This is a genomic window from Rhodococcus qingshengii JCM 15477 (assembly GCF_023221595.1).
GTDB classification, from domain to species: Bacteria; Actinomycetota; Actinomycetes; order Mycobacteriales; family Mycobacteriaceae; genus Rhodococcus_F; species Rhodococcus_F qingshengii.
The window spans coordinates 822052-844739 of the sequence record NZ_CP096563.1; the positions used below are offsets into that span (position 1 = coordinate 822052).

The following is a 22688-nucleotide window of genomic DNA, read 5'->3' on the forward strand; positions in this document are numbered from 1 at the left end:
TTATCGAGAGGCGGGAACCAGTTGTGACAATCGCCACGACCGATGAACAGCGGGCGGTCCAGGAATCGATAGAGGCCTGGGCTCGCTCGGCCACGCCGATGGACATGGTACGCCGTGGACCAGCAGTTTCGTGGCGGGAGAAATGGTCCGAGTTCGCGTCTCTCGGGATATTTTCGGTCGCCGTTCCCGAAGCGGTAGGCGGAGCCGGGGCCGAAATCGTCGATCTCGCAGCAATGCTCGAGCAGGCGGCAATCGAACTCGTGCCGGGTCCTGTTCTCACGACTGCACTCGCAGCTCTGGTGGTGGGGCGTAGTTCGTCGCCCGCTGCCAAGCGATGGTCCGAAACGCTCGCCGACGGTGCGCTGCCGTGTGCCGTCGTATTGGACGAAAGTCCAGTTGCGGCAACGGCGAATGCGTCCGGCGGCATCGAGCTTCATGGCGAAGGAGGTTACGCCTGGGGCGGCGATTCGGGCGTATCGGTACTCGTGTCGGCGGGCGTCGTGTCCGAAGACGAAGGCTCGCGTGTCGTCTGGGCTCTCGTCGACGGAGACAGCGAAGGCGTGACCTACGAAGCGGTCGACACGATCGACAAGTCGCGACCACTGGCGCGAGTCTCCTTCGATCGAGTGACGGTCGATGCCGACCGAATCCTCGATGACATTGCGCCAGGATCGGTTTCCGACCTAGCGGCGGTACTGGGGGCTGCCGAAGCTGCCGGAATTGCGGCGTGGAGCCTGCGTACTGCGGTGGAGTACGCGAAGATTCGCGAACAATTCGGAAAGCCCATCGGCTCGTTCCAGGCGATCAAACACATCTGCGCCGAAATGCTGTGTCGCGTAGAGAATGCCGGAGCCGTCGCCTGGGATGGTGCGGTCGCTGCCGAGTCGGGCGACGAACTTCCGATCGCCGCAGCAGTGGCCGCCGCGGTGTCGCTGGATGCCGCTGTCGACACGGCAAAGGACTGCATTCAAGTGCTCGGCGGCATCGGATTCACCTGGGAGCACGAGGCGCACTTCTACCTTCGTCGAGCACTGTCGCTCCGGCAGATTCTGGGCGGATCGTCTCATTGGCGCGCACGCGTCGCGGAATTGACGATCGGCGGCGCACGGCGTCACCTTCAGATCGACTTGAGTGAGCTCGAATCCGACCGGTCCGAAATTCGCGAAGAGGTAGCGCAATTGGTGGCGCTGCCCGAATCCGAGCAGCGCAACGCGTTGGCCGAATCGGGCTACCTTGCACCGCACTGGCCCAAGCCGTACGGCCGGGGCGCCAAGGCCGCGCAACAGATTCTGATCGAAGAGGAATTGGCGGCCGTCGGTATCGGCCGACCCGATCTGGTGATCGGCTGGTGGGCAGTGCCGACCATCCTCGAGCACGGCAGTGCGGAGCAGATCGAAAGATTTGCGACTCCGACGCTCAAGGGCGAGATCACCTGGTGCCAGCTCTTCAGTGAACCCGGCGCAGGTTCGGATCTTGCGGCACTGCGCACGACCGCGGAAAAGGTCGACGGCGGTTGGAAGCTGAACGGCCAGAAAGTCTGGACTTCGCTTGCGCGTGAAGCTGACTGGGCCATCTGCCTCGCCAGGACCGATCGCGAGGTTCCCAAACACAAGGGCATCACGTACTTCCTTCTCGACATGAAGACGGCTGGGATTCGGATCTCGCCGCTGCGCGAGATCACCGGAGATGCCCTGTTCAACGAAGTCTTCCTCGACGACGTCTTCGTCCCGGACGAGTGCGTCGTCGGCCAGCTCGGTGGAGGCTGGAAACTGGCCCGAACGACCCTCGCCAACGAGCGGGTCGCAATGAGCGGTGGCTCTTCGCTCGGCGGTGCGATGGAGGAATTGCTCGAGCTGGCCGGCGACCCCGATCCTGTGGTGGCAGACAAGCTCGGTGGGCTGATCGGAACCGCCATGGTGGGCTCACTGCTGGAATTGCGCACGACACTGCGGCAATTGGACGGTCAGGATCCGGGTCCGGCGTCGAGCGTCCGCAAGCTGGTGGGCGTGCGCCAGCGTCAGAATGTCGCGGAGTTCGCCATGGAATTGGGTGGTACTGCCGGGTGGGTGGAGGGCCCGCTTTCGCGTGAGTTCCTCAACACGCGATGCCTGTCGATTGCCGGCGGAACCACGCAGATTCTGTTGACCGTCGCCGCGGAGAGAATTCTGGGCCTGCCCCGTGATTAGACGGCGTGAGTAGAGGCCTTTAGAAATGTCCACGTTGGTGATACAACTAGAACACGTTCTACATCAGAGACAGGATTGCCAGCGTGGACTTCACTCCCGATGAAACCCAGGAAGCGGTAGCCGAGGTGGCTACCGCGCTCCTTGCCCGCGAACTGGAGCCGGACGCGCTCTGGGCGGCATTCGCCGATGCCGACCTGCTCACGTTGGCCCTGCCCGAGCGTCTGGGCGGCGAGGGACTCTCCGTCGCCGACGTCGGTTCCCTCCTCGTCGAGGTCGGCCGGGCCGCCGCTCCAATTCCGGCTCTCGCAACCCTCGGCTTCGGTGTACTCCCCATAGTCGCACTGGGGACCGACGCTCAACAGGACGAATTGCTCACCGGAGTCGGCGCCGGACGGGTGTTCACCGCGGCGCTCGGTGAGCCGGGTCAGCAGTTCCCGGCACAGCCGTCGACCACCGCCCATCAGTCGGGCGACTGGTATCGCGTCAGCGGGACGGTGCTTGCCGTGCCTTTCGCGGCGAGCGCACACAGAATTCTTGTGCCCACCGACGCCGGAGTCGTTCTCGTCGATCCGACCGCCGCCGGCGTCGCATTGACGCCGACTCCCAGTGCGTCCGGCAGTCCGGAGTTCGCAGTCACCATGGACGAGGCAGTCGGTGAACTTCTCGGTGCCGGCGAGGAAGCCGTCCAGACGCTGTACCGGATCGCCACGGCAAGCATCGGAGCCGTTGCAGACGGTTTGGTGTCCGGCGCCGTCGATCTCACTGCGGCACATGTCGGCTCGCGTGAGCAATTCGGTAAGCCGCTCGCCACGTTCCAGGCAGTCTCACAACAGATAGCCGACGCGTACGTCACCTCCCGGACCCTTCATGTCGCGGCGTTGTCGGCGTCCTGGCGCGTGTCGGAGGGCCTGGACGCCCAGTCGGACCTCGACGTCATGGCGTACTGGATCGCCCAAGAAGTGCCTGCCACGATGCAGGTGCTTCACCACCTGCACGGCGGTCTGGGCGTCGACGTCACGTATCCACTTCATCGTTACTACTCGACTGCAAAAGACCTGGCACGCCTGCTCGGCGGTGCTTCGCAGCGACTCGACCTCGTGGGGGCCCGGTGTTCATCGATCTGACCGACAGTCAGCGCGCATTGCAAGCTGAACTTCGACGCTACTTCTCGACGCTGATCTCGCCCGAAGAGGCCAAGATCATGCGCGTGGAGCGGCATGGCCCTACCTATCGCGAGGTCATCCGTCGTATGGGCAAGGACGGCTGGCTCGGCGTCGGCTGGCCGGTGGAGTTCGGCGGACGTGGGTTCGGTGAAGTCGAGCAGCAGATTTTTGTCAACGAGGCTGTGCGGGCGGATGTCCCACTGCCTTCGGTGACGTTGCAGACCGTCGGTCCGACCCTGCAGAAGTACGGCAGCGAGGAGCAGAAGCAGAAATTCCTGCCCGCGATCCTCGCCGGTGAAGTGCACTTCGCGATCGGCTACACCGAACCGGAAGCCGGCACCGACCTTGCAGCACTGCGCACTTCGGCGGCACGAAATGGTGACGAGTACGTCGTCAACGGCCAGAAGATTTTCACCACCGGCGGGCATGACGCCGATTACGTGTGGCTCGCCGTGCGGACAGGGTCTGCCGATTCAAGGCACCGCGGCATCTCCATCCTGATCATGGACACCAAAGATCCCGGCTACACCTGGACCCCGATCATCACCTGCGACGGTGCGCATCACGTCAACGCCACCTACTACGAGGACGTTCGCGTTCCGGCGAACATGCTTGTGGGTGAGGAGAATCAGGGCTGGCGCTTGATCACGACGCAGCTCAACCACGAACGCGTCATGCTCGGTCCGGCAGGTCGTGTCGCAGGGATTTACGACCACGTCTTCGATTGGGCCAAGCGTGAAAACCTGCTTGATCACGTTGACGTACGGCGCGCGCTCGGCGAAATTCATGCGACGTACCGCCTCAACGAACTGCTCAACTGGCAAGTGGCGTCGAGTGATTCGGAGTCGGTGGATATCGCCGACGCTTCGGCAACCAAAGTGTTTGCGACCGAGCGTATCCAGCGGGTCGGTCGACTGGCGGAAGAGATCGTCGGGCGGTACGGAAATCCGATCGATCCCGAAACTGCTGATCTCATGGAGTGGCTGGACATGCAGATCAAGCGCAACCTGGTGATCACCTTCGGCGGTGGAGTCAACGAGGTGATGCGCGAATTGATTGCGACCGCCGGCCTGAAGCTTCCTCGCGTTCCGAGATAGGAAACAAATCGTGTCAGATCCCATTCTCACTGCTGCCGAGCGGGTTCGAGAGGACGGGCCAAGCGCTCCTCGCGCCGGCCGGGACCCCGTGAACCTGCCGATGATCCGCAACTGGGTCGAGGCGATCGGTGACGAGAACCCGATCTACGTCGACGAATCGGCTGCCCGCGCCGCCGGACACGACGGAATAGTCGCGCCGCCGGCGATGGCGCAGGTATGGACGATGCGCGGTCTGGGGGCAATTCGAGAAGCCGACGATCCGTTGGGCCGGATGACGGACATCCTCGACGAGGCCGGATTCACCTCCGTCGTCGCGACCAACTGCGATCAGATCTACCACCGCTACTTGAAGCCGGGTGAAGAAGTCACCATCTCCTCGGTGTTGGAAGACGTAGTGGGACCCAAGAAGACAGGTCTTGGTGAAGGGTGGTTCTTCACTACCCGTAGCTTCTGGCGGGTCGGCGAAGAACTGGTCTCGGAGATGATGTTCCGGATCTTGAAGTTCGCGCCGCCAGTCAGCGAGAGTTCCTCCACTGACGTCCCTGCGGACCTGGACGCATCTCGAATGCTGCGTCCGACAGCATCCCTCGACACGCAGTTCTTCTGGGACGGTGTCGCCGCACACGAGTTGCGTATTCAACTGCGTGCGGACGGTTCGGTACAGCACCCGCCGGTGCCCGCGATCTGGAAAGACAAGTCGGAGCAGACCGACTACGTGGTGGCGTCAGGTCGGGGAACGGTCTTCAGCTTTGTCGTTCACCACGCCCCCAAGGTTCCTGGTCGGTCGTTGCCGTTCGTCGTTGCCCTGGTCGAACTGCCTGAGGGTGTGCGGATGCTCGGCGAATTGCGCGGTATCGATCCGTCGAGTGTGTCGATCGGGATGGAGGTGGAGGCGGTCTACCTCGACTTCCCCGGAGACGACGAGACCGGGGGAACTCCCTGGACTCTGTACGCCTGGCAGCCGGTTTCGGTGTCTGCGGTTTCTGCGGTGAAGGAGTGACGATGACTTTGACGACGGATATCACTGTGGGAGAGGTTCTTCCGCAGCTCTCGATTTACGGCGACCCGACGTTTGTGGTCTCGGCGGCGCTCGCTACCCGCGATTTTCAAGATGTTCACCACGACCGCGATCTCGCACAGAAACGCGGCTCGAAGGACATCTTCGTCAACATCCTCACCGACACCGGCTTGGTGCAGCGATTCGTGACCGATTGGGCCGGACCGCGGGCTGTACTCACGTCGATCAAACTCCGCCTCGGAGTCCCCTGGTACGCCTACGACACCTTGACGCTCTCCGGAACGGTGACCTCCTACGACGAGGATCTCGTGTCGCTCGCGGTGGTCGGCAAGAACAGCCTGGGAGATCACATCACCGCACAGGTCACACTGGCATTTCCGGCGTCGGGCTCGAATGGAGACATTGAAAACGGAGACATTGAATGAGCGCATTGTCCGGCAAGGCAGCGATCGTCGGAATCGGAGCCACGGATTTCTCGAAGGACTCCGGTCGCAGTGAACTGCGACTGGCCGCCGAGGCTGTTCAAGCCGCGTTGGACGACGCAGGTCTGACACCCGCCGACGTCGACGGTCTTACCTCGTTCACCATGGACACCAACACCGAAGTGGCAGTGGCTCGTTCGGTGAGTATCCCGAACCTCAAGTTCTTCAGTCGTATTCACTACGGTGGTGGTGCCGCTGCGGCGACGATTCAGCAGGCCGCCATGGCTGTTGCCACCGGCGTCGCAGACGTCGTCGTCGCTTACCGCGCGTTCAACGAGCGATCGGGTGCGCGTTTCGGGCAGGTGAACTCCGGCCTTGTGGCGCAGGTCAATTCGTCGGGAACGGACAACGCCTTTTCCTATCCTCACGGATTGGGTACTCCCGCATCCTTTGTCGCGATGGTCGCGCAGCGATACATGCACGTATACGGAGCGTCCAGCGAGGACTTCGGTCGAATCGCCGTCGCCGACCGTAAGCATGCAGCCACCAATCCGAAGGCGTTCTTCTACGGAAAACCGATTACCCTCGAGGACCATCAGAACTCGCGATTCATCGCTGAACCTTTGCATCTCCTCGATTGCTGCCAGGAATCCGACGGCGGCATCGCGATCGTCGTCACCTCGCCAGAACGAGCCAAAGATCTGAAGAACACCCCCGCCGTTATCGCTGCCGCCGCACAGGGCAGCGGGGCAGATCAATACATCATGACCAGCTATTACCGCGACGGTTTGACCGGCCTACCGGAGATGGGCCTTGTCGGCGATCAGCTCTGGTCACAAAGTGGGCTGCGCCCGTCGGACATGCAGACGGCGATCTTCTACGACCACTTCACGCCCTATGTTCTGATGCAGCTCGAGGAACTCGGTTTCTGTGGCAGGGGAGAGGCAAAGGACTTCATCGCCGGTGGCGCAATCGAACTCGGCGGCAAGCTTCCGATCAACACCCATGGTGGACAGCTCGGCGAGGCATACATTCACGGGATGAACGGTATCGCCGAGGGTGTTCGGCAGATCCGCGGTACTTCGGTCAACCAGGTCGACTCCGTCGAGAATGTACTGGTGACTGCGGGAACGGGCGTTCCGACATCGGGGCTTGTGCTGACTCGCTGATTATCGTGGGCACAGCTTCATCAAGCGTCACGGCCGGTTGGCACCGCATCGGGGTCTCCTTCGATGCGGTGCTCGGTCCGTGTTCTGTTGTCGCCAAAGAGGTTTGACCTCTCAGGTTTTGAAGGTGGTGTTCGCCGGCCTGGGTTGCTGCCCGGGGTCGATCGAGGGCGGCGGGATGAACCAGGGTTTGTTGTCGGCGCCGATTCGGATTTCCCATTTGCCGACGAACCCTGATTTCCGGTGCATCAGTCGGTGATGTGAACGGCACAGCAGGACCAGGTTGTTCATCACCGTCGGGCCGCCGTTCGCCCAGTGCCGGATATGGTGCGCATCGGTCCAGGCGGGCACGCATGTGCAGCCCGGGAACGCGCAGCCTCTGTCGCGGGCAATTAACGCAGTCCGTTGTTCGGCGGTGGCCAGCCTCTTTCCTGGTTGCGCATCCAAGGGCGCGCCGTGATCGTCGAGCAGGACGGTGGACAGGAAGCAGTCACACCCGAGAAGCCTGGTCTGCGACACGGACAGCGGTCCGAGCCAGGGCATGTGCCCGACATCAAGATCCGACACAGCCATTCCGTCATCAGAAGCAGCGGGTGCGGCGGCGCAGTCTCGGTGCTCCGCCAGATCCCGAGCGTTGATGTGCACGTTCACGTGTGGACGCTGACCACCATCGGTGCCGGTCTTGGCGCAATCGAGATAGCGGCGGATCAGTTCGGTGAACCCGTCGGCCGTGCGTTTCGCCGCCGACCGGGCATCGGGGGTTCCGTCCGGTGCCGGGGTCGGTATCGTCAGATTCGACAACGCCGACAACACCATTTCGCCGGTGAGGGCGTCGAAATCACCGCGCACCACCACTCGACCGTTCAATGTCGACGCGATCCGCAACTCGTTCCGGTCGACGTCTTCGGTGGGTGGAATCTCATCCGATTCGAACAACCGCTCCAAGGTCGCGATCACGTTCCGCACCTTCGTGGTCGTGGACTCGACACCGGATGCAGCAGCCAACAGTAGGTCGATGCACTTCGGTAGCGCCTCCTCCGGCATGCCTTTCGGTGGTGATTCGCAGAACGCCACGATCAACACGGCATGCTCGAACGAGCAATTCCCGCCATCGAACCGAGCAGCCACCGCCGGAAGCGGCCGCAAAGCAGCACCCAACGCGGCGATCTTCTTCCCGTCCCGAACCTGCAGCATCGTGTTGGCTGCCAACCACGAACCGACCCCGCGGCTGGCGATCACCTGATCATCCGGGCGCATCGAGAGTTCGTCGACCACTGCCACCCGCACAGCCTCGAGACGAAGAATCTCCGCGCTCGCCGACACCGCAGCCGCACGTAACTCAGCAGCCGACAACTGCCACAGACGTCCACGTAACCCCACCGCAGAACCCGAAACCACGTCCGACAACAAGACACTCATCGAATCCCCCGATCCCCTCCCCAAATCATACTCGAACATGCGTTCGAGTCAAGAGGTGCTTTTGGGCTCGCTCTAGGATCGCTGGATGTTCACGTTGACTACGGAACGCCTTGTTCTTCGAGATTTCACTGCCGCGGATGAAGGTGCCGTCCATCGGTACGCATCCGACCCTGCCGTCTGTAGATATGTTGATTGGGGGCCGAACACCCCTGCGGTGACCAGGGCGTTCCTGGCTGACGCTGCACTAGAAGCTGCGCTCGTCGAACGTCGCACGTTCACCCTGGCCATTACGTCGAAGGCCGATGGAACGGTCATCGGTTCGGTAGCTGTGTGGGAAGTATCCGCCGTGCACAGGCGGGCGGAACTCGGTTTTGTCGTGGACCCGAAGTTCCAAGGGCGAGGCTATGCGTCGGAGGCGGGGCGCGCGGTTCTGGAATTCGCCTTTGCTCGCTTCGGAGCGCAGCGAGTGCAAGCAACGTGTCGTCCCGAGAACTCGGCGTCGGCGTCGGTGCTCACCAAAATCGGAATGGAGGAGGAGGGGCGAATGAGGGCACACATGGTGATCCGGGGGACCGCGGTGGATTCGCTGCTTTTTGCTGCAACACGACCCGCCGCCGTACAGCCAGAGATCACGTCATCTCACTTCGCGTGACCTTCCCGGGCCCTGGTGCGATACTCGAACCATGTTCGAGGATGCCTTGCTCATCGACGCGGCCGGCCGGCCCACTATGCAGCATCACCAGGCCTTTTCTCGGGACTGGGACCGCATCAAGGAGTGGTCCGACAACATCTACATGCCGTATACGGTCACGCCGATCGGAAGTCGGTTGAAGCCGGCTTCGGACATGTACTCCGCGGCAGTCGGCAAGATCGACGTCACCAGATTCTGTTACGGGATTCCGGTCTCCGTCGGTGAATGTTCGCCTGAGGCCGGAAACATTCTGGTTCTGACGACTATCAGAGGCAACGGTCGACATGCCCTCGGCGGAGGAACTGCGGTGAATACTGCCGTGGGGGAGACCTTTGTCGCCGACTGTAGCCGGACCGACTACTTCGTCGAATTCGACGAAGATCATCTGCAGCTGAATCTCACTGTGCCGCATCAGCTTGTCGCCGATCACGCCATGCAATGGTTCGGGTCGGTTCCCGACGACCGTCTGTGGCGGCACAAGTGCACCATCGGCGGGCGGGGCTCGAGTTGGCTGGCATTGATGGACTACGTCGTTCGCGCAATTGCAGAGTCGCCTGAGGCGATGTCGAGCGAAAGGCTGGGTGCCAGGGTTCAAGAACTCATCGCGGCTCAGCTTCTCGACGAGTGGGCGACGCAGGCCGGGCTGCAACTCGGCGTCGACGTCGCCTCCGCCGAACCTGCCTACGTGCGATCGGCAGAGGAGTACATCGATACGTTTGCTCGCTCGGTGCCGACGGCATCGGAGATCGCGGCTGCGGTGGGTGTCAGTGTCCGGGCGCTCACTGCGGGATTTCGACGGTACCGAGACACCACGCCGGGGCAACGATTGCGCGCGCGTCGGTTGGAGGGTGTACGCGGCGAACTGTTGCGTTCCGACGGGAGAACCGTCTCCGAAATCGCCAACGCCTGGGGCTACGTCAATCTGGGTATGTTTGCGGCCACATACCGGAAACGGTTCGGAGAGTTGCCTTCCGAGACCCGGAATCGACTCTGAGGACAGTTGTTTGAACGGTCATGACGATCGTTTTACGCACTCGATGAACTGCCGTGATCCGTTGTTTCGTGTCGGAGCGTTCTGCAAGGATTGAAATCGAACGTGACAGCAATCCCACGAGCTAGGAGTACGTCATGGCAACTCGACTCAATCCGTACATCAGCTTCAACGGCAATGCCCGTGAGGCGTTGGAGTTCTACAAAGAAATCTTTGGTGGCACGCTGGCGCTGAGCACGTTCGGTGAGTTCGGCAATCCCGGTGAAGGCGGCGACAAGATCATGCACGGAATGCTCGAAACCGATCAGGGATACACCCTGATGGGTGCCGACACTCCGCCCGGTATGCCGTACAACCCCGGCGACAACATCACGGTCAGCCTCAGCGGCGACGACGGCGACGTGCTGCGCGGGTACTGGGAGCAGTTGTCGGGAACAGGTACGGTCAGCGTTCCGCTCGAGAAGCAGATGTGGGGCGACGAATTCGGCGCCTGTACAGACAAATTCGGCATTTCCTGGCTGGTGAATATCGGAGCGCCCCAGAGCTGACTCCAAGCTCTGCCCGGTTCTGCCGAAACGAGACAGTTTTCCTGCCGTTTCGAGGCAGAACCGGGTATGTGATCGACGTTACATTCTGTTCGACAAGACAAGTTGCAAGTCGGATGGAGAAATGCAGTGACGATCGAAGATATTGCGCGGAAGCCCCTTTCGAAGCAGCACCTCGACGACGTGCTGGCGCGAGCAACTCAGCGGGCTGACCGAGTCCCGGGTGTCGTCGCGATGATCACGGATCGAGAAGGCAACATCTACGAGGGTGCAGCCGGTGAGCGGGCTCTCGGTCACGGCGAACCGATGACCCTCGATACAACCTTTGCGCTCTTCTCCACCACCAAGGCGATTACCGGTACCGCTGTCCTGCAATGTGTGGAGGAGGGGTTGCTCGATCTCGATGCACCTGCAGCGACCTATGTTCCCGACATCGGTGAGCTGAAGGTCCTGGACGGTTTCGACGCCGGCGGAAACCCCGTTCTTCGGGAACCCAAGCGTGACATCACCACTCGCATGCTGCTCCTTCACACTGCAGGGTTCGGCTACGACTTCTTCAACGAGTCGTACAACCGGCTCTCGCAGGAACATGGGCAGCCCAGCGTGATCACGTGTAGCAAAGCGGCGCTCACGACACCGCTGCTCTTCGACCCGGGTGAGAAGTGGGAGTACGGCACCAACATCGACTGGGCCGGACAGGTCGTCGAGTCGATTCGAGGTCATCGACTCGGCGATGTCATGCGTGAGCGCATCTTCGAACCTCTCGAGATGGCCGATACGGCATTCACGATGAGCCCGTCGATGAAGGATCGACTTGCGCCGATCCATCAGCGTGAGAGCGACGGAAGCCTCACTCCGCTCATCGGATTCGAGCTTCCGGCCGAACCCGAGGTGCACATGGGTGGTCACGGTTTGCACGGCACTGTCGGCGACTACATGAAGTTCATTCGTATGTGGCTCAACGACGGCGCGGGCACATCCGGTCGCGTGTTGTCGCCGGAGACGGTAGCTGCAGCCGTTCAGAACGGGCTCGAAGGCCAGCACGTGGGGTTGTTGCCCGGAGTTCTCCCGACGCTGTCCAACGATGCGGAATTCTTCCCCGGTGTACCCAAGGGATGGGCATACTCCTTCATGACAAATGAAGAGGTGGCACCCACCGGTAGGCCGGCCGGATCGCTGGCTTGGGCGGGTCTTGCCAACCTCTATTACTGGATCGACCGGCAGACCGGCGTCGGCGGGTTCTGGGCAACGCAGATTCTGCCGTTCGCGGACCCTGGATCCATCAACGGATACCTGGAATTCGAGACCGCCGTTTACCAGTAACCGGCTGGATTCCCGCTGTCCGGGATCGACTGTTTCTTTCGGGCGGGTTCGGAGTACGCATGCAGTACAGCGCACGCTTGCATACGACGAACTAGGAGACGGCATGAACAGCCTCGAAGGCAGCTTCGAAGGAAAAGTTGCACTGATCACCGGCGCCGCACGCGGTCAGGGGCGCGCCCACGCTGTCGCATTCGCGGAGCGTGGCGCGGACATCGTGATCTGCGACCGGTGCGAGAACAGTGATGTCGTCGCCTACCCCCTCGCAAACGAGGAGGATCTGAAGGAAACCGTTCGTTTGGTGGAAGCCACCGGTCGTCGGTGCATTGCCGTCAAGGCAGACACTGCTGATCGCGACGCAATGGACGCGCTCGTTGCCCGCGCTGAAGCCGAGTTCGGCCGTGTCGACATCGCCGTCGCGAATGCCGGTGTGTCCGTGCCCGCTCCGATCACGTCGATGACGTCGGCGCAGTGGAACGAAGTCATCTCGTCGAACCTGACAGGTGTGTTCAACACCGTTGCGGCCGTGTCAGGTGGAATGGCGGAACGTGGTTACGGTCGCATCATCACGATTTCCTCGATGATGGGTCGCTCCGGTGGCACCCAGATGGCTGCGTACGGCGCCTCCAAGTGGGGCGTCATCGGTTTGACGAAGAGTGTGTCGCTCGAACTGGCAAACTCGGGTGTGACCGTGAATGCTATTGCACCGGGGAACATCTCGACGCCGATGATTCACAACGACATGATGTACGCGATGATGCGGCCTGACCTCGAATCGCCGACGGCAGACGACGTCGAACCCGTGTACGCGACTCTGCATGCGCAGCCGGTCGGTTGGCTGGATCCCTTCGAGATCACGCGAGTAGTCCTGTTCCTCGCCGCCGACGCGAGTGCCCACATGAGTGGCATCGTGGTTCCTGTCGACGCCGGAGTCGCCGCTCGCTCGAACGCTTGACGGACAAGACCGTTCGCGCGAAAGCGCGGACCGGGTGGGTCGTCGGCGTCCTGAGTCTGAGCGGCGTGGTGGTCGCGCTGCAACAGACCTTGGTGGTGCCGGTGCTGCCTGCGTTCGCGACGGCATCGGGAGTATCGTCGGCCACCGCTTCGTGGCTGGTGACCTCGACATTGCTGACCGGTGCCGTCGCGACCCCTCTCATCGGCAGACTCGCCGACATGTTCGGAAAGCGCGCGATGATGCTCGTCTGCCTTGCCGTGATGATCGTCGGCTGCATGGTTGCTGCGCTCAGCCAGAGTTTCTGGTTACTGATCCTCGGACGCTCGTTGCAGGGGTTCGCGACGGCACTTCTGCCCGTCGGAATCAGCATCATGCGCGATGTCCTTCCTCCGGAAAAGCTCAGTGGTGCAGTAGCTCTCATGAGTGCGACGTTGGGGATCGGCGGCATGTTCGGTATGCCGATGGCGGGGGTGATCTCGGCGCACTGGGGGCTACCCGCGCTTTTCTGGGTCACCGGTGGATTCGGGGTCGTACTGATAGTCGTCTTGCCTCTGGTGGTGCCGGAATCGGCTGTGAAGAGTCGCGGACGCTTCGACTTTCTGGGAGCCACAGTCCTCACGCTCGCTATGACTGCACTGCTGCTGGCCGTTTCGAAAGGAACCGAATGGGGCTGGGCAAGCCCCGAGGTTCTGGTTCTGATCGCGTCCGGCGTGGTCTTGCTCTGTGGATGGATTCCGTGGGAACTGCACACGCCGGCACCGCTGGTCGATCTGCGGACTTCCCTTCGCGCTCCGATTCTGGTTTCGAACGTCTGCGCAGTATTACTCGGTTTTGCCATGTTCATCAGCGCGTTGGCGGCAACGCAGGAACTTCAGTTGCCCCTGGCGTCGGCGGACGGTCTCGGACTCTCGGCTGCCGAAGCCGGACTGGCGATGATGCCGGGCGGAGTCCTGATGATCGGATTGGCGCCGGTGTCGTCGAAGGTGACGAGGCGATGGGGAGCGAAGGCCACGTTGGCCTCAGGAGCGATCGTCATCGCAATCGGATACGTCTTGCGTGTGCTGTTGACGCCGACGCTGGTCAATATCGTGATCGGCGCTGCCGTGGTATCGGCCGGTGTGGCATTTTCCCTGGCAGCCATGCCGACTCTGATCACCGAATCTGCGCCGATCCATCAGACTGCCTCGGCCAACGGATTCAACAGCCTGCTCCGTTCGGTCGGTACCTCCACCGGAAGCGCCGTTGCGGCAGCGGTATTGGCCGGTTCGACGGTGGTGATCGGTGCGAGCGCTGTGCCGACCCTGCATTCGTTCGCGGTTTTGTACTGGATCGGAGCGGGCGTATCGGCACTGGCGGCCGCGGTGACCTTGGCAGTGAGGGTGGAGCGGACGGGGGCGGTATCGCGGCCCGAGTTACCAATTGCCGCTGAAACCGATGGCGCAACGAAGATCGGGTGAGTCGACGGACTCACCCGATCTTCGTCACCGTTATCTCCGACTGGAATCGACCAGGTACTCGAGATTCTGGTTGTACGGCGTGGCCGTCACCGCCGCGTGCGAACTCACCCGAGACACCTCGGTAGTGCCGCGAACGACAGAGGCCTTGATGGAACCTACTTTCAACGGGGCGATGCAGCTGCTCATCCCGGCCGGGGCATTGCAGGTGGTTGTCGTGGTTCCCACCGTCACTTTGACGACCGCCGGCGCCGTCAAGAAGGAAAGGACTTCGACGGTATCGCGAGCGGGGGATGACCATTGGCGCAGTGTCATAGGGGCAGCAGAGCGATTGACGGGGACCGCGGAGACCGACTGATTGCGGTAGATGAGATACGCGGTGTCGCGAACAATCGCGGCTGAGGCGCCGGAGCGGAAGCTGTACAGCCCGTAGGAACTCATGTCGAGTAACGCGCGCCCATGACCGGCGCTGGGTGCGAACGACGTTCCCTCGCTGTAGTCGTTCCAGGTGACGAGCTGTACCCATTCACTGTTGGACGCAATCGCAATCTGCCACATGTTCTGCAGATTCTGTGAATTCTGTGCCTCGTCGTAGATCGACTGACTTGGACGAACATCTTGGAAGGCGACTGGTTGCATCCATATCTTTCCCAAGGAGTGAGCGGCAGCGGCAAGTCCCATCGGAGAGTTCGGGTTCGATCCCGAGAGCGGATTTCCTGCCGGATTTCGATTACCCCAATTCGACATCCCGTAGCTGATCGATGCAAAAGAATTCCGGTTGGCTGCAGCGTCGAGGAAAACCGGAACAAATGCCACATTTATTCCGTAAGAATTTTTCATAATAGTGATGAACTCCGACCACCAGCCCGCAGTCTTGTTTTCGGCAAGAAATGGCGAGATCACTAGTCGTCCGTCGCTCAATTTGAACGATGATGCCATGGTCGAATACGGTTTCATCTCTGCTGCCATTTGAGCTGCGGTCATGTTTTTGAACGCGCCGTTCATATCAGGCATGAGCATGATCTTGAAATTCGGATCGACTGCTGCGGCCGCTTTGATCAGGGCTGTGGGCACGGTGGAACCCCACCAACTGGTGTCGGTTGCCTTGGCGATGATGTCGACGGAGAATCCGTCGATGCCCGCGGCGATTGCCGAACGAACTTCGTTTTCGAGGTCGCGTTGGCGCCACTGCGTATCGGCGATGGGTTGCCGCGGTGTCGGCCGATCGCGGAGGAATCCTCCGTAGCGAACGTGTTTGTTGTTCTCGCCGTTGACCGTAAGATATTGTGTCGCATAGTAATCGCCAGACGGATTCGCATTGTCGATCGAAACCGGATAGGGCGGGAAGTAGTGAGCGAAAACCAACTTTCCGTTCAGTGCTGACTTGGGTGGAATGTCGAAGGGCAGCGCTGCAGATTCAGGATTCGCCGAGAACGAGGCCGGCGTGTACGTCGACGCGGAGCGTGGTTGTGTGTTGTACGCGGCGATCAGTGCGGCCGCGACAATCACGGCCAGGGTGAAGCAGATGGTCTCGAAGGAATATTTCGCCGTTTTTCGGATCCACGGAGTTCGGATGTATCGAGTTCTGATACTCATGGCACAGTCAGCCTTTCTCGATCCCCCGAAGTGTGAGTCTTCCCCGCGTGCACTGAATCGGTGATTCAATTCTTTTCGGCCTCTGTCTGATTTGTAATTCGAGATTCGACACCATAAGTCAACCGTCACCGGCCCGAGTGTCACTTGCTGAACGAGTGTAACGCTGCCGCGTTCATCATGAATACCTGAAAGCGGTCTTTGTTCAAGAATTTCGGGTTTTTCTTTCCGGTATATATCCGTCGAAAGGTCGGTGAAATTTATCGGCTGTATTGGACAGGACTGGGAGGTGTGGTCTGTTCCGTACCTCGTGGCCGAAAGGCACCGGCGAAACCAGGGAGGTGATTGCAGCCGGGCAACTGACGAAATTTCCTGGAATGTGTCGGCCTCCTGGGTCACACTGGGGAACGGACTACCGACGGATTACCGACGCGGGAGGGCTCATGACCGAAGCGATTGTGGCCGAGGGGCTGGTCAAGAAGTACGGCGACGTCACGGCATTGGACGGCATCGACCTGGAAGTGCGCGAGGGTTCGGTGATGGCTCTGTTGGGCCCCAACGGCGCCGGAAAAACCACTGCGGTAAGGATATTCACGACGCTGCTCATTCCCGACGGTGGACGCGCCAAGGTTGCCGGGCTGGACGTGGTCGAGGATGCGCGGGCGTTGCGATCCAAGATCGGTGCTTCGGGTCAGTACGCCGCGGTCGACGAGTACCTGACGGGCTATGAGAACTTGGACATGGTCGGGCGGCTGTATCATCTCGGCGCCCGAAGCAGTAAGGCCCGAGCGCGTGAATTGCTCGCGCAGTTCGATCTCGTCGAGGCTGGAGATCGGCCGGTCAAGGGCTATTCCGGTGGAATGCGGCGACGTCTCGATCTCGCCGGCGCATTGGTTGCTCGGCCACAGGTGTTGTTTCTCGACGAGCCGACCACGGGCCTCGATCCTCGGGCGCGACTCGGTCTCTGGGACGTCATCGAAGGGTTGGTGGCTCAGGGGACCACGCTGTTGCTCACGACGCAATACATGGAGGAAGCCGAGAGGTTGGCCGACCAGATCGCCGTCATCGACCGCGGCTCGGTCATCGCGCGCGGTACTGCAGACCAGTTGAAGGCGCGGGTCGGGGGTGAGCGCATCGAATTGAGCGTGCACGAGGTCGAACATCTCGACATCGTCCGCGAGGAATTGCGCTCGCTTGCCGTGGGGGACATTCAGGTTCAAGAGAATGTCCGTCGCGTCACCGTTCCTGTCGACGACGGCACCGACGCGTTGGTCGCGGCGCTGAATCTTCTGTCGGCACGAGGCATCCGCGTATTCGACGTCGGCTTGCGCAGACCCACTCTCGACGATGTCTTCCTCACACTGACCGGGCACCAGGCTGAACTGGAGGATCAGAAATGACCGTGCAGATGGCGCTCGAAGACGGTTTGACCATCGCCAGGCGAAACTTGATCAAGATCAAGCGCGTTCCGGATCTGCTGGTGTTCACCACTTTGTCGCCGATCATGTTCGTGCTCTTGTTCGCGTATGTGTTCGGCAGTGCGATCTCCGTCCCGGGCACGTCGTATCGAGAATTCCTGATCGCCGGAATCTTCACGCAGACGGTCATATTCGGTGCTACCTGGACTGGTTTGGGGATGGTCGAAGACATTCAGAAAGGAATCATCGACAGATTTCGATCGCTGCCCATGGCTCCGTCTGCCGTGCTGACAGGCCGAACATCGAGTGACGTGTTGATCAACGTCATCAGTTTGGTGGTCATGTCGTTGACCGGTCTTCTGGTCGGGTGGCGGATTCACTCCAGTTTCCTCGAAGCGGTGGCGGGTTATGCGCTGCTTCTGTTCTTCGCGTACGCGTTGTCGTGGGTCATGGCTGTTGTCGGGCTTTGGATCCGGACGCCTGAGGTATTCAACAACGCGAGCTTCATCGTCATCTTTCCGCTGTCGTTCATCGCGAACACTTTTGTCGAGACCACCAATCTTCCCGGCCCGCTCAAAGTGATCGCCGAATGGAATCCGGTGTCGGCGGTTACCCAGGCGGTGCGTGAATTGTTCGGCAATACCAATCCTGCGATGACGGTTCCGGATGCGTGGCCACTGCAGAATCCGGTCATTGCGTCGTTGTTGTGGACTTTCGGTTTGCTGATCGTCTTCGTGCCGTTCGCTATTCGTCGGTATCAGAAGGCAGTCAGCCGCTGACCTGGTGATTCCGGCCGGTAGGGTGGATATGTGCCGGAGCCCGATCGCATCGACAAACGCAGCCTGAGATACGCCGGGCGACGTGAGGAGTTGCTCGACGCGCTGACCCGCTACGTCATCGACAACGGTGTCGGGGAATTGACGGTGAGGCAGCTCGCCAAGGCCGTGGGTGTGTCGCATGCGTCGTTGCTCAACCATTTCGATAGCAAGGAGAATCTGCTCTCCGAGGTCATCGAGAACATGCGTGGTGAGTCCATTCCGATTGCGGTGCCGATGAAACCGGGGGTCGATCCGGCGACAGTGCTGACTGCGTGGTGGACCGAACGTACGACGCCGGAGGTCCTGCCGCGGTTCCGGGTGATGGTCGAGATCTACGCCCTCGCGCTCGGCGACCGCGACCGCTACGGACGGTTCCTGGACCGTTTTGTGGGCGATTGGATCGAGGCACTGGAAGCCGGTCTACGACAAGCGGGTTGCCCCGAGGACGATGTTGCCTCTGTCGCTACTCTGTTGCTCTCGCAAATGCGGGGTCTGTCGATGGATCTTCTGGCCACCGGGGACCGGGCCCGCGTCGATCGCGCGTTCGGGCTTTTTGTCGACGGCTTTGCCGCCCGCGCTCGGGAGTGGTCCACGCCAGGATCCGATCGCCTTCAACGCTGACCGATCACCACGGTCGACGCGGTCTCGCTGTAGGTTGCTACCCGAGTGAGAAACCCTCCCCGAGTGAATGTTTCAACAGTCATTTCGACCTGCTCCGTACTCGTCTCGACGAGAAGACAGCCACCCGGTCGTAGCCACGGCGCGGCGTCCGCGATGATGCGACGCTGCAGGTCCAGTCCGTCGGTACCGCCGTCCAACGAGACCAGCGGTTCGTGAAGACGGGCTTCGGGCGGCATCAGCCTGATCGATTCGGTGGGGACGTAAGGTGCATTGGCGACGACGACATCCACGCGACCGAGTAATTTCGTCGGCAGTGGTCCGAATAAATCGCCCTCGAGTACACGCTCGGGCGGTGTGATGTTTCGGCGAGCGCACCGCACTGCGGCCGGTTCCACGTCTACCGCGTACAAATCGACGGCGTCGAGCGTCGACTGCAGGACAGCACCGACAGCTCCTGAGCCGCAACACATGTCGACGACGACGCTTCCTGTGGTGACAAGTGAGCAGGCCTGCCGGGCGAGGAACTCGGTGCGCCGGCGTGGGACGAAGACTCCGGAGTCGATGTGAATGCGCAAGCCGCAGAACTCGGCCCATCCGAGGACGGGCTCGAGTGGTTCGCCGGCAACTCGTCGGTCGACCATCGCGTCGAGTTCATCGCGAGAGCGTGCGGTGTGAAGAAGTAGGCGAGCCTCGTCTTCGGCGAAGACGCAACCTGCTGCTCGGAGGATCGCGGCCACCGACTTCTGCTGCGAAGCAGGAAAGGTCGGGAGATCAGGTGCTGACATGAGAGAGCCTTTCGGCCTCCTGATCTCGCGGGGGACCTGCACGTATCGAACACCGCCACCCTACCCGAGCAGGCGTGTCACGACGGTCGATGCGGAGCGGGAATTTAGGTTGACCAAATGGTAAGGCTGTTCTATGGTCTGAACTCGATCAGCTGATGTGGGGCCGATCACCACATATGCATCGTCACCGCAATCGGTAGGAGAAGTACGTGAGTAAGCGACTGTGTAGGACGCTCGTCGGACTGAGTGCGAGTGCGTTGGTGGCGTTGACAGTTGCGGCGCCGGCCGGAGCGGAACCGAACGATGCTCCGGGTGCTGTCGTGAGTCAGGAGTTGCTCGGTCCCGACCGGGTGATCCCGGGTGCCGTGAGCGCAACGAAGGTGACGTACTGGTCGACGGGCCCGAAGGATGCGCCGATGACGAGTACCGGTGTGGTGTATCGCCCAGAGGGAGCTCCGCCCGAGGGTGGTTGGCCGATCATCTCCTACGCGCACGGGACGGTGGGTGTCGCGGATCAGTGTGCGCCGAGCAGCAGTGTTCCACTCGAACGGACCGCGACGCATCTGGGTCACTGGCTGGAGCAGGGATACGCGGTCGTGACCACCGACTACGTGGGGCTCGGAACACCCGGTGTTCACCCGTATCTCGACGGTCGTTCCGCTGCACACAGCGTTGTGGACATGGTGCGTGCCGCTCGTGCGGTCGACGACGACCTGTCGAGCGCATGGGTTGCGATGGGGCAGTCGCAGGGCGGGCAGGCGACTATGTTCACCGCTTCGCTTGCCACTGCTTACGCGCCGGAGTTGGACTACCGCGGCGCTGTCGCCACTGGTGTCCCCTCGAACATCGAGAATCTTCTACCGCTCGGTGGTCCGGCTTTCCCGGCGCTTCCGCTCAAGGGTTCGACGGTCTACATCGCGAACGTTCTTGACGGACTGCGTGCTTCGCGGCCGGATATCGACATCGACTCGTATCTGACCCCGCTCGGCAAGACCATCCTCGACGACGTCGAGAACAACATGTGCTACACCGAGGCGCGCACGAAGTACGGCACCGTCACGCTCGGGCAGGTGCTGACGAAGTCGCTGGACAATCCAGTATTCATGGAGGCTGCGCGTGACCTGCTCACTGTGCCGACCGCAGGATACGACCGCCCGTTCTTCATCGGTCAGGGGTTGTCGGACATCGATGTTCCGGCACCGCTGACACTGAAGTTCGCGGCCGACCTTACTGCCAACGGTGTCGACTTTGCATTCCATACCTATCCCACTGATCATCTGGGAACCGTTCCGGCTTCGGTTCCAGACAGTACCCCGTTTGTCGCGGCACTGTTCTCTGGTCAACGGCCATGCACCGGAAGCCTCTGCTGACCAACACCTTTCAGGCGGAACCAACTCCGCGCAGATAGATGTCGATCGGGATCCGAAGTTGCCGAACGGTTTCGGAGGAGCGGGGATCTCGGCTACGCGCTCCGAGGCAGTAGTCGAAGATCAAGCCCTCCAGAAGGCTCAGAAAATTTGCGGCGGCGACGTCAGGATCGTCAACGCCAACGATGTCGAAGACAGGCCTTGCCTTCTCCCGTGAAAACAGGCTGTCTTCGAGGAGTTGGTGCAATGCCGAATCTCGGGGAGTTTCCAAGAGCAGTGCATATCTCGCGATCAATTCGTGTCTGCGGTGCGAGAGAAGATCATCGAGATACTCGGCCGTCAGGGCAGCAGGATCGCTGGGCCTCTCGCGGAGTTCGTCGAATATCGAACGTGACCGGTGCACGATGTGCAATGCGGTTGCTTCGAGTAGTGCCTCGCGAGTGCGGAAATAGTACGACGTCGAACCGGCAGGAAGTTCCAGGGACTGATCAACCGCCCGATGGGTGAGTGCACGCGGGCCCTGCTCGGCGATGATCGTGACGGCGGATGCCGCGATGAGGGCTCTGCGATCAGGCTTCATGTCGTTCCTTGTTGTCGATGTTGCATGCTGCCGGAGTTGAATGTTGCAGATGGTGCGTCGTGAGGGTCACATTGACTCGATTTGCCTTCGATCACTAGCCTCGACTCTACAGACGTAGAGGAGTCTTATGCTACTGGACGAAGAGCAGTTGGCGGCACGCGAAGCCCTCGACGCACTGCAGGCCCGGATCTCGGGCGGTGAGGTCGGGGGTGGGATCTATCTCTGGGGTAGCGTCGGCCGCGGGAAGACGATGCTCATGGACGAGTTCTACGACAGGCTCCCGGTCGGCAAGCGGCGCATTCACTTTCATCGGTTCTTTGCAGATCTGCACTCTCGGGCGCATGAACTCGGCTCGATGGGCGTGGCACTGGATCACGTCGTCGATGGAATCCGCGTGCTCTGTTTCGACGAGTTCCACATCGACGACGTCGCCGACGCCATGTTCATGGCAAGGGTTCTCGACACAATCGTCGCGAAAGGCGTGACTGTTGTCGTCACGTCCAATGTTCCGCCGACCGATCTTCTTCCCAATCCGCTTTTTCACGAGCAGTTCGTTCCGTCGATCGAGTTGATCGAACGGACTCTCGAGGTGATCGAGTTGGGTGGCTCCGTCGACTATCGGACGGCGGGACAGCCAGGTGCCGGGGACTACCGTTTTGCGACAGGGGAATTCCTCGTCGGCTCGGGAATTACGCGGCCTTCGGGCGAAAGTGTCGAATTGACGATAGGCACACGCACATTGGAGTGCTCGGCGATTCGAGACGGTGTCGTCTGGTTCGATTTCGAGGTGCTGTGCGCTGGTTCGACCGCGGCTGCCGATTATCTCGCGCTCGCCGCCCGCTTCGACGACTGGGTGATCTTCGGAGTGCCGGTGCTCGCCGAGGCGTCGGAATTTGCCCTTCGCCGTTTCGCGAATGTCGTCGATGTTCTCTATGACGTCGATGCGCGGCTGACGATCTACGCCGACGCTTACGTCGAAGAAGTGGCAGGCAGCCTCCGGGACGTGCCGGGGTTGGCGCGCCTCTACAGTCGTCTGTCGCTACTGGCGAGGTCGGCGGTGGGCAGCATCAGTTGAGGAG

General features: G+C 61.2%; 21 protein-coding genes. 17 read left to right on the top strand and 4 right to left on the bottom strand.

What is annotated here, in order from left to right:
- Positions 1-23 precede the first annotated feature (23 nt).
- The 6 genes from M0639_RS03750 (at position 24) to M0639_RS03775 (ending at position 7055) form a co-directional block, all read left to right on the top strand.
- Positions 24-2186, top strand: a complete 2163-nt coding sequence (locus tag M0639_RS03750) for an acyl-CoA dehydrogenase family protein (protein ID WP_064075133.1) — start codon at positions 24-26, stop codon at positions 2184-2186.
- 83 nt (positions 2187-2269) lie between these two features.
- The gene (locus M0639_RS03755; protein WP_050657065.1) at positions 2270-3310 is read left to right on the top strand and encodes an acyl-CoA dehydrogenase family protein; all 1041 of its coding nucleotides are present in this window, start codon (positions 2270-2272) and stop codon (positions 3308-3310) included.
- Positions 3295-4446, top strand: coding sequence for an acyl-CoA dehydrogenase family protein (locus M0639_RS03760; RefSeq protein ID WP_058227266.1), 1152 nt, complete (start codon positions 3295-3297; stop codon positions 4444-4446). Before M0639_RS03755 ends, M0639_RS03760 begins: the two co-directional genes overlap by 16 nt.
- 7 nt (positions 4447-4453) lie before the next feature.
- Positions 4454-5446, top strand: coding sequence for a bifunctional MaoC family dehydratase N-terminal/OB-fold nucleic acid binding domain-containing protein (locus M0639_RS03765; RefSeq protein ID WP_064075134.1), 993 nt, complete (start codon positions 4454-4456; stop codon positions 5444-5446).
- Between the two features lie 2 nt (positions 5447-5448).
- The gene (locus M0639_RS03770; RefSeq protein WP_020968404.1) at positions 5449-5889 is read left to right on the top strand and encodes a MaoC family dehydratase; all 441 of its coding nucleotides are present in this window, start codon (positions 5449-5451) and stop codon (positions 5887-5889) included.
- The gene (locus M0639_RS03775) at positions 5886-7055 is read left to right on the top strand and encodes a lipid-transfer protein (RefSeq protein ID WP_064075135.1); all 1170 of its coding nucleotides are present in this window, start codon (positions 5886-5888) and stop codon (positions 7053-7055) included. The genes M0639_RS03770 and M0639_RS03775 overlap by 4 nt, the downstream gene beginning before the upstream one ends.
- Before the next feature lie 111 nt (positions 7056-7166).
- Here the strand turns inward: M0639_RS03775 and M0639_RS03780 are convergent, their stop codons facing one another.
- Positions 7167-8471: an HNH endonuclease signature motif containing protein gene (locus tag M0639_RS03780; RefSeq protein ID WP_064075136.1), complete on the bottom strand. Its 1305-nt coding sequence runs from the start codon at positions 8469-8471 to the stop codon at positions 7167-7169.
- 85 nt (positions 8472-8556) lie between these two features.
- Here M0639_RS03780 and M0639_RS03785 point away from each other — a divergent pair, with 85 nt between their 5' ends.
- From M0639_RS03785 to M0639_RS03810, 6 genes are all read left to right on the top strand, one after another.
- The gene (locus M0639_RS03785; RefSeq protein ID WP_064075137.1) at positions 8557-9123 is read left to right on the top strand and encodes a GNAT family N-acetyltransferase; all 567 of its coding nucleotides are present in this window, start codon (positions 8557-8559) and stop codon (positions 9121-9123) included.
- A 31-nt stretch (positions 9124-9154) separates the two neighbouring features.
- Positions 9155-10156 (top strand): AraC family transcriptional regulator, encoded by a 1002-nt coding sequence (locus M0639_RS03790; protein WP_007734026.1) that lies wholly within the window; start codon positions 9155-9157, stop codon positions 10154-10156.
- Between the two features lie 134 nt (positions 10157-10290).
- On the top strand, positions 10291-10701 hold the full coding sequence (locus tag M0639_RS03795; RefSeq protein WP_047269632.1) for a VOC family protein: 411 nt from the start codon (positions 10291-10293) through the stop codon (positions 10699-10701).
- Positions 10702-10827: 126 nt separating this feature from the next.
- Complete coding sequence (gene acmB, locus M0639_RS03800; protein WP_007734031.1) at positions 10828-12021, top strand: methyl acetate hydrolase AcmB; 1194 nt, start codon at positions 10828-10830, stop codon at positions 12019-12021.
- A 103-nt stretch (positions 12022-12124) separates the two neighbouring features.
- Complete coding sequence (locus M0639_RS03805; RefSeq protein WP_003945658.1) at positions 12125-12973, top strand: mycofactocin-coupled SDR family oxidoreductase; 849 nt, start codon at positions 12125-12127, stop codon at positions 12971-12973.
- Positions 12970-14430, top strand: coding sequence for an MFS transporter (locus M0639_RS03810; RefSeq protein ID WP_064075138.1), 1461 nt, complete (start codon positions 12970-12972; stop codon positions 14428-14430). Before M0639_RS03805 ends, M0639_RS03810 begins: the two co-directional genes overlap by 4 nt.
- A gap of 30 nt (positions 14431-14460) precedes the next feature.
- Here M0639_RS03810 and M0639_RS03815 read toward each other — a convergent pair whose 3' ends face one another.
- Positions 14461-16023, bottom strand: coding sequence for a glycoside hydrolase family 71 protein (locus M0639_RS03815; protein ID WP_064075139.1), 1563 nt, complete (start codon positions 16021-16023; stop codon positions 14461-14463).
- 440 nt (positions 16024-16463) lie between these two features.
- Between M0639_RS03815 and M0639_RS03820 the strand changes: the two genes are divergently transcribed.
- Genes M0639_RS03820 through M0639_RS03830 form a run of 3 tightly spaced genes read left to right on the top strand, consistent with a single transcriptional unit; the run spans position 16464 to position 18877 of the window.
- Positions 16464-17420, top strand: a complete 957-nt coding sequence (locus M0639_RS03820) for an ATP-binding cassette domain-containing protein (protein ID WP_054188040.1) — start codon at positions 16464-16466, stop codon at positions 17418-17420.
- Entirely contained in the window at positions 17417-18217 is an 801-nt protein-coding gene (locus M0639_RS03825; RefSeq protein ID WP_003945537.1) for an ABC transporter permease, read from the top strand. The genes M0639_RS03820 and M0639_RS03825 overlap by 4 nt, the downstream gene beginning before the upstream one ends.
- Positions 18218-18247: 30 nt before the next feature.
- The gene (locus tag M0639_RS03830) at positions 18248-18877 is read left to right on the top strand and encodes a TetR/AcrR family transcriptional regulator (protein WP_063315044.1); all 630 of its coding nucleotides are present in this window, start codon (positions 18248-18250) and stop codon (positions 18875-18877) included.
- On the opposite strand, the gene M0639_RS03835 is transcribed toward M0639_RS03830, so the two are convergent.
- Positions 18868-19662 (bottom strand): putative protein N(5)-glutamine methyltransferase, encoded by a 795-nt coding sequence (locus M0639_RS03835; protein WP_063315043.1) that lies wholly within the window; start codon positions 19660-19662, stop codon positions 18868-18870. The genes M0639_RS03830 and M0639_RS03835 overlap by 10 nt on opposite strands.
- A gap of 209 nt (positions 19663-19871) precedes the next feature.
- Here M0639_RS03835 and M0639_RS03840 point away from each other — a divergent pair, with 209 nt between their 5' ends.
- Positions 19872-21032: a lipase family protein gene (locus M0639_RS03840; protein WP_063315042.1), complete on the top strand. Its 1161-nt coding sequence runs from the start codon at positions 19872-19874 to the stop codon at positions 21030-21032.
- A gap of 10 nt (positions 21033-21042) precedes the next feature.
- Here M0639_RS03840 and M0639_RS03845 read toward each other — a convergent pair whose 3' ends face one another.
- Positions 21043-21609 (bottom strand): TetR/AcrR family transcriptional regulator, encoded by a 567-nt coding sequence (locus M0639_RS03845; protein WP_063315041.1) that lies wholly within the window; start codon positions 21607-21609, stop codon positions 21043-21045.
- A 127-nt stretch (positions 21610-21736) separates the two neighbouring features.
- On the opposite strand from M0639_RS03845, the gene zapE reads away from it, so the two are divergent.
- Positions 21737-22684 (top strand): cell division protein ZapE, encoded by a 948-nt coding sequence (gene zapE, locus M0639_RS03850; RefSeq protein ID WP_063315040.1) that lies wholly within the window; start codon positions 21737-21739, stop codon positions 22682-22684.
- Positions 22685-22688 lie beyond the last annotated feature (4 nt).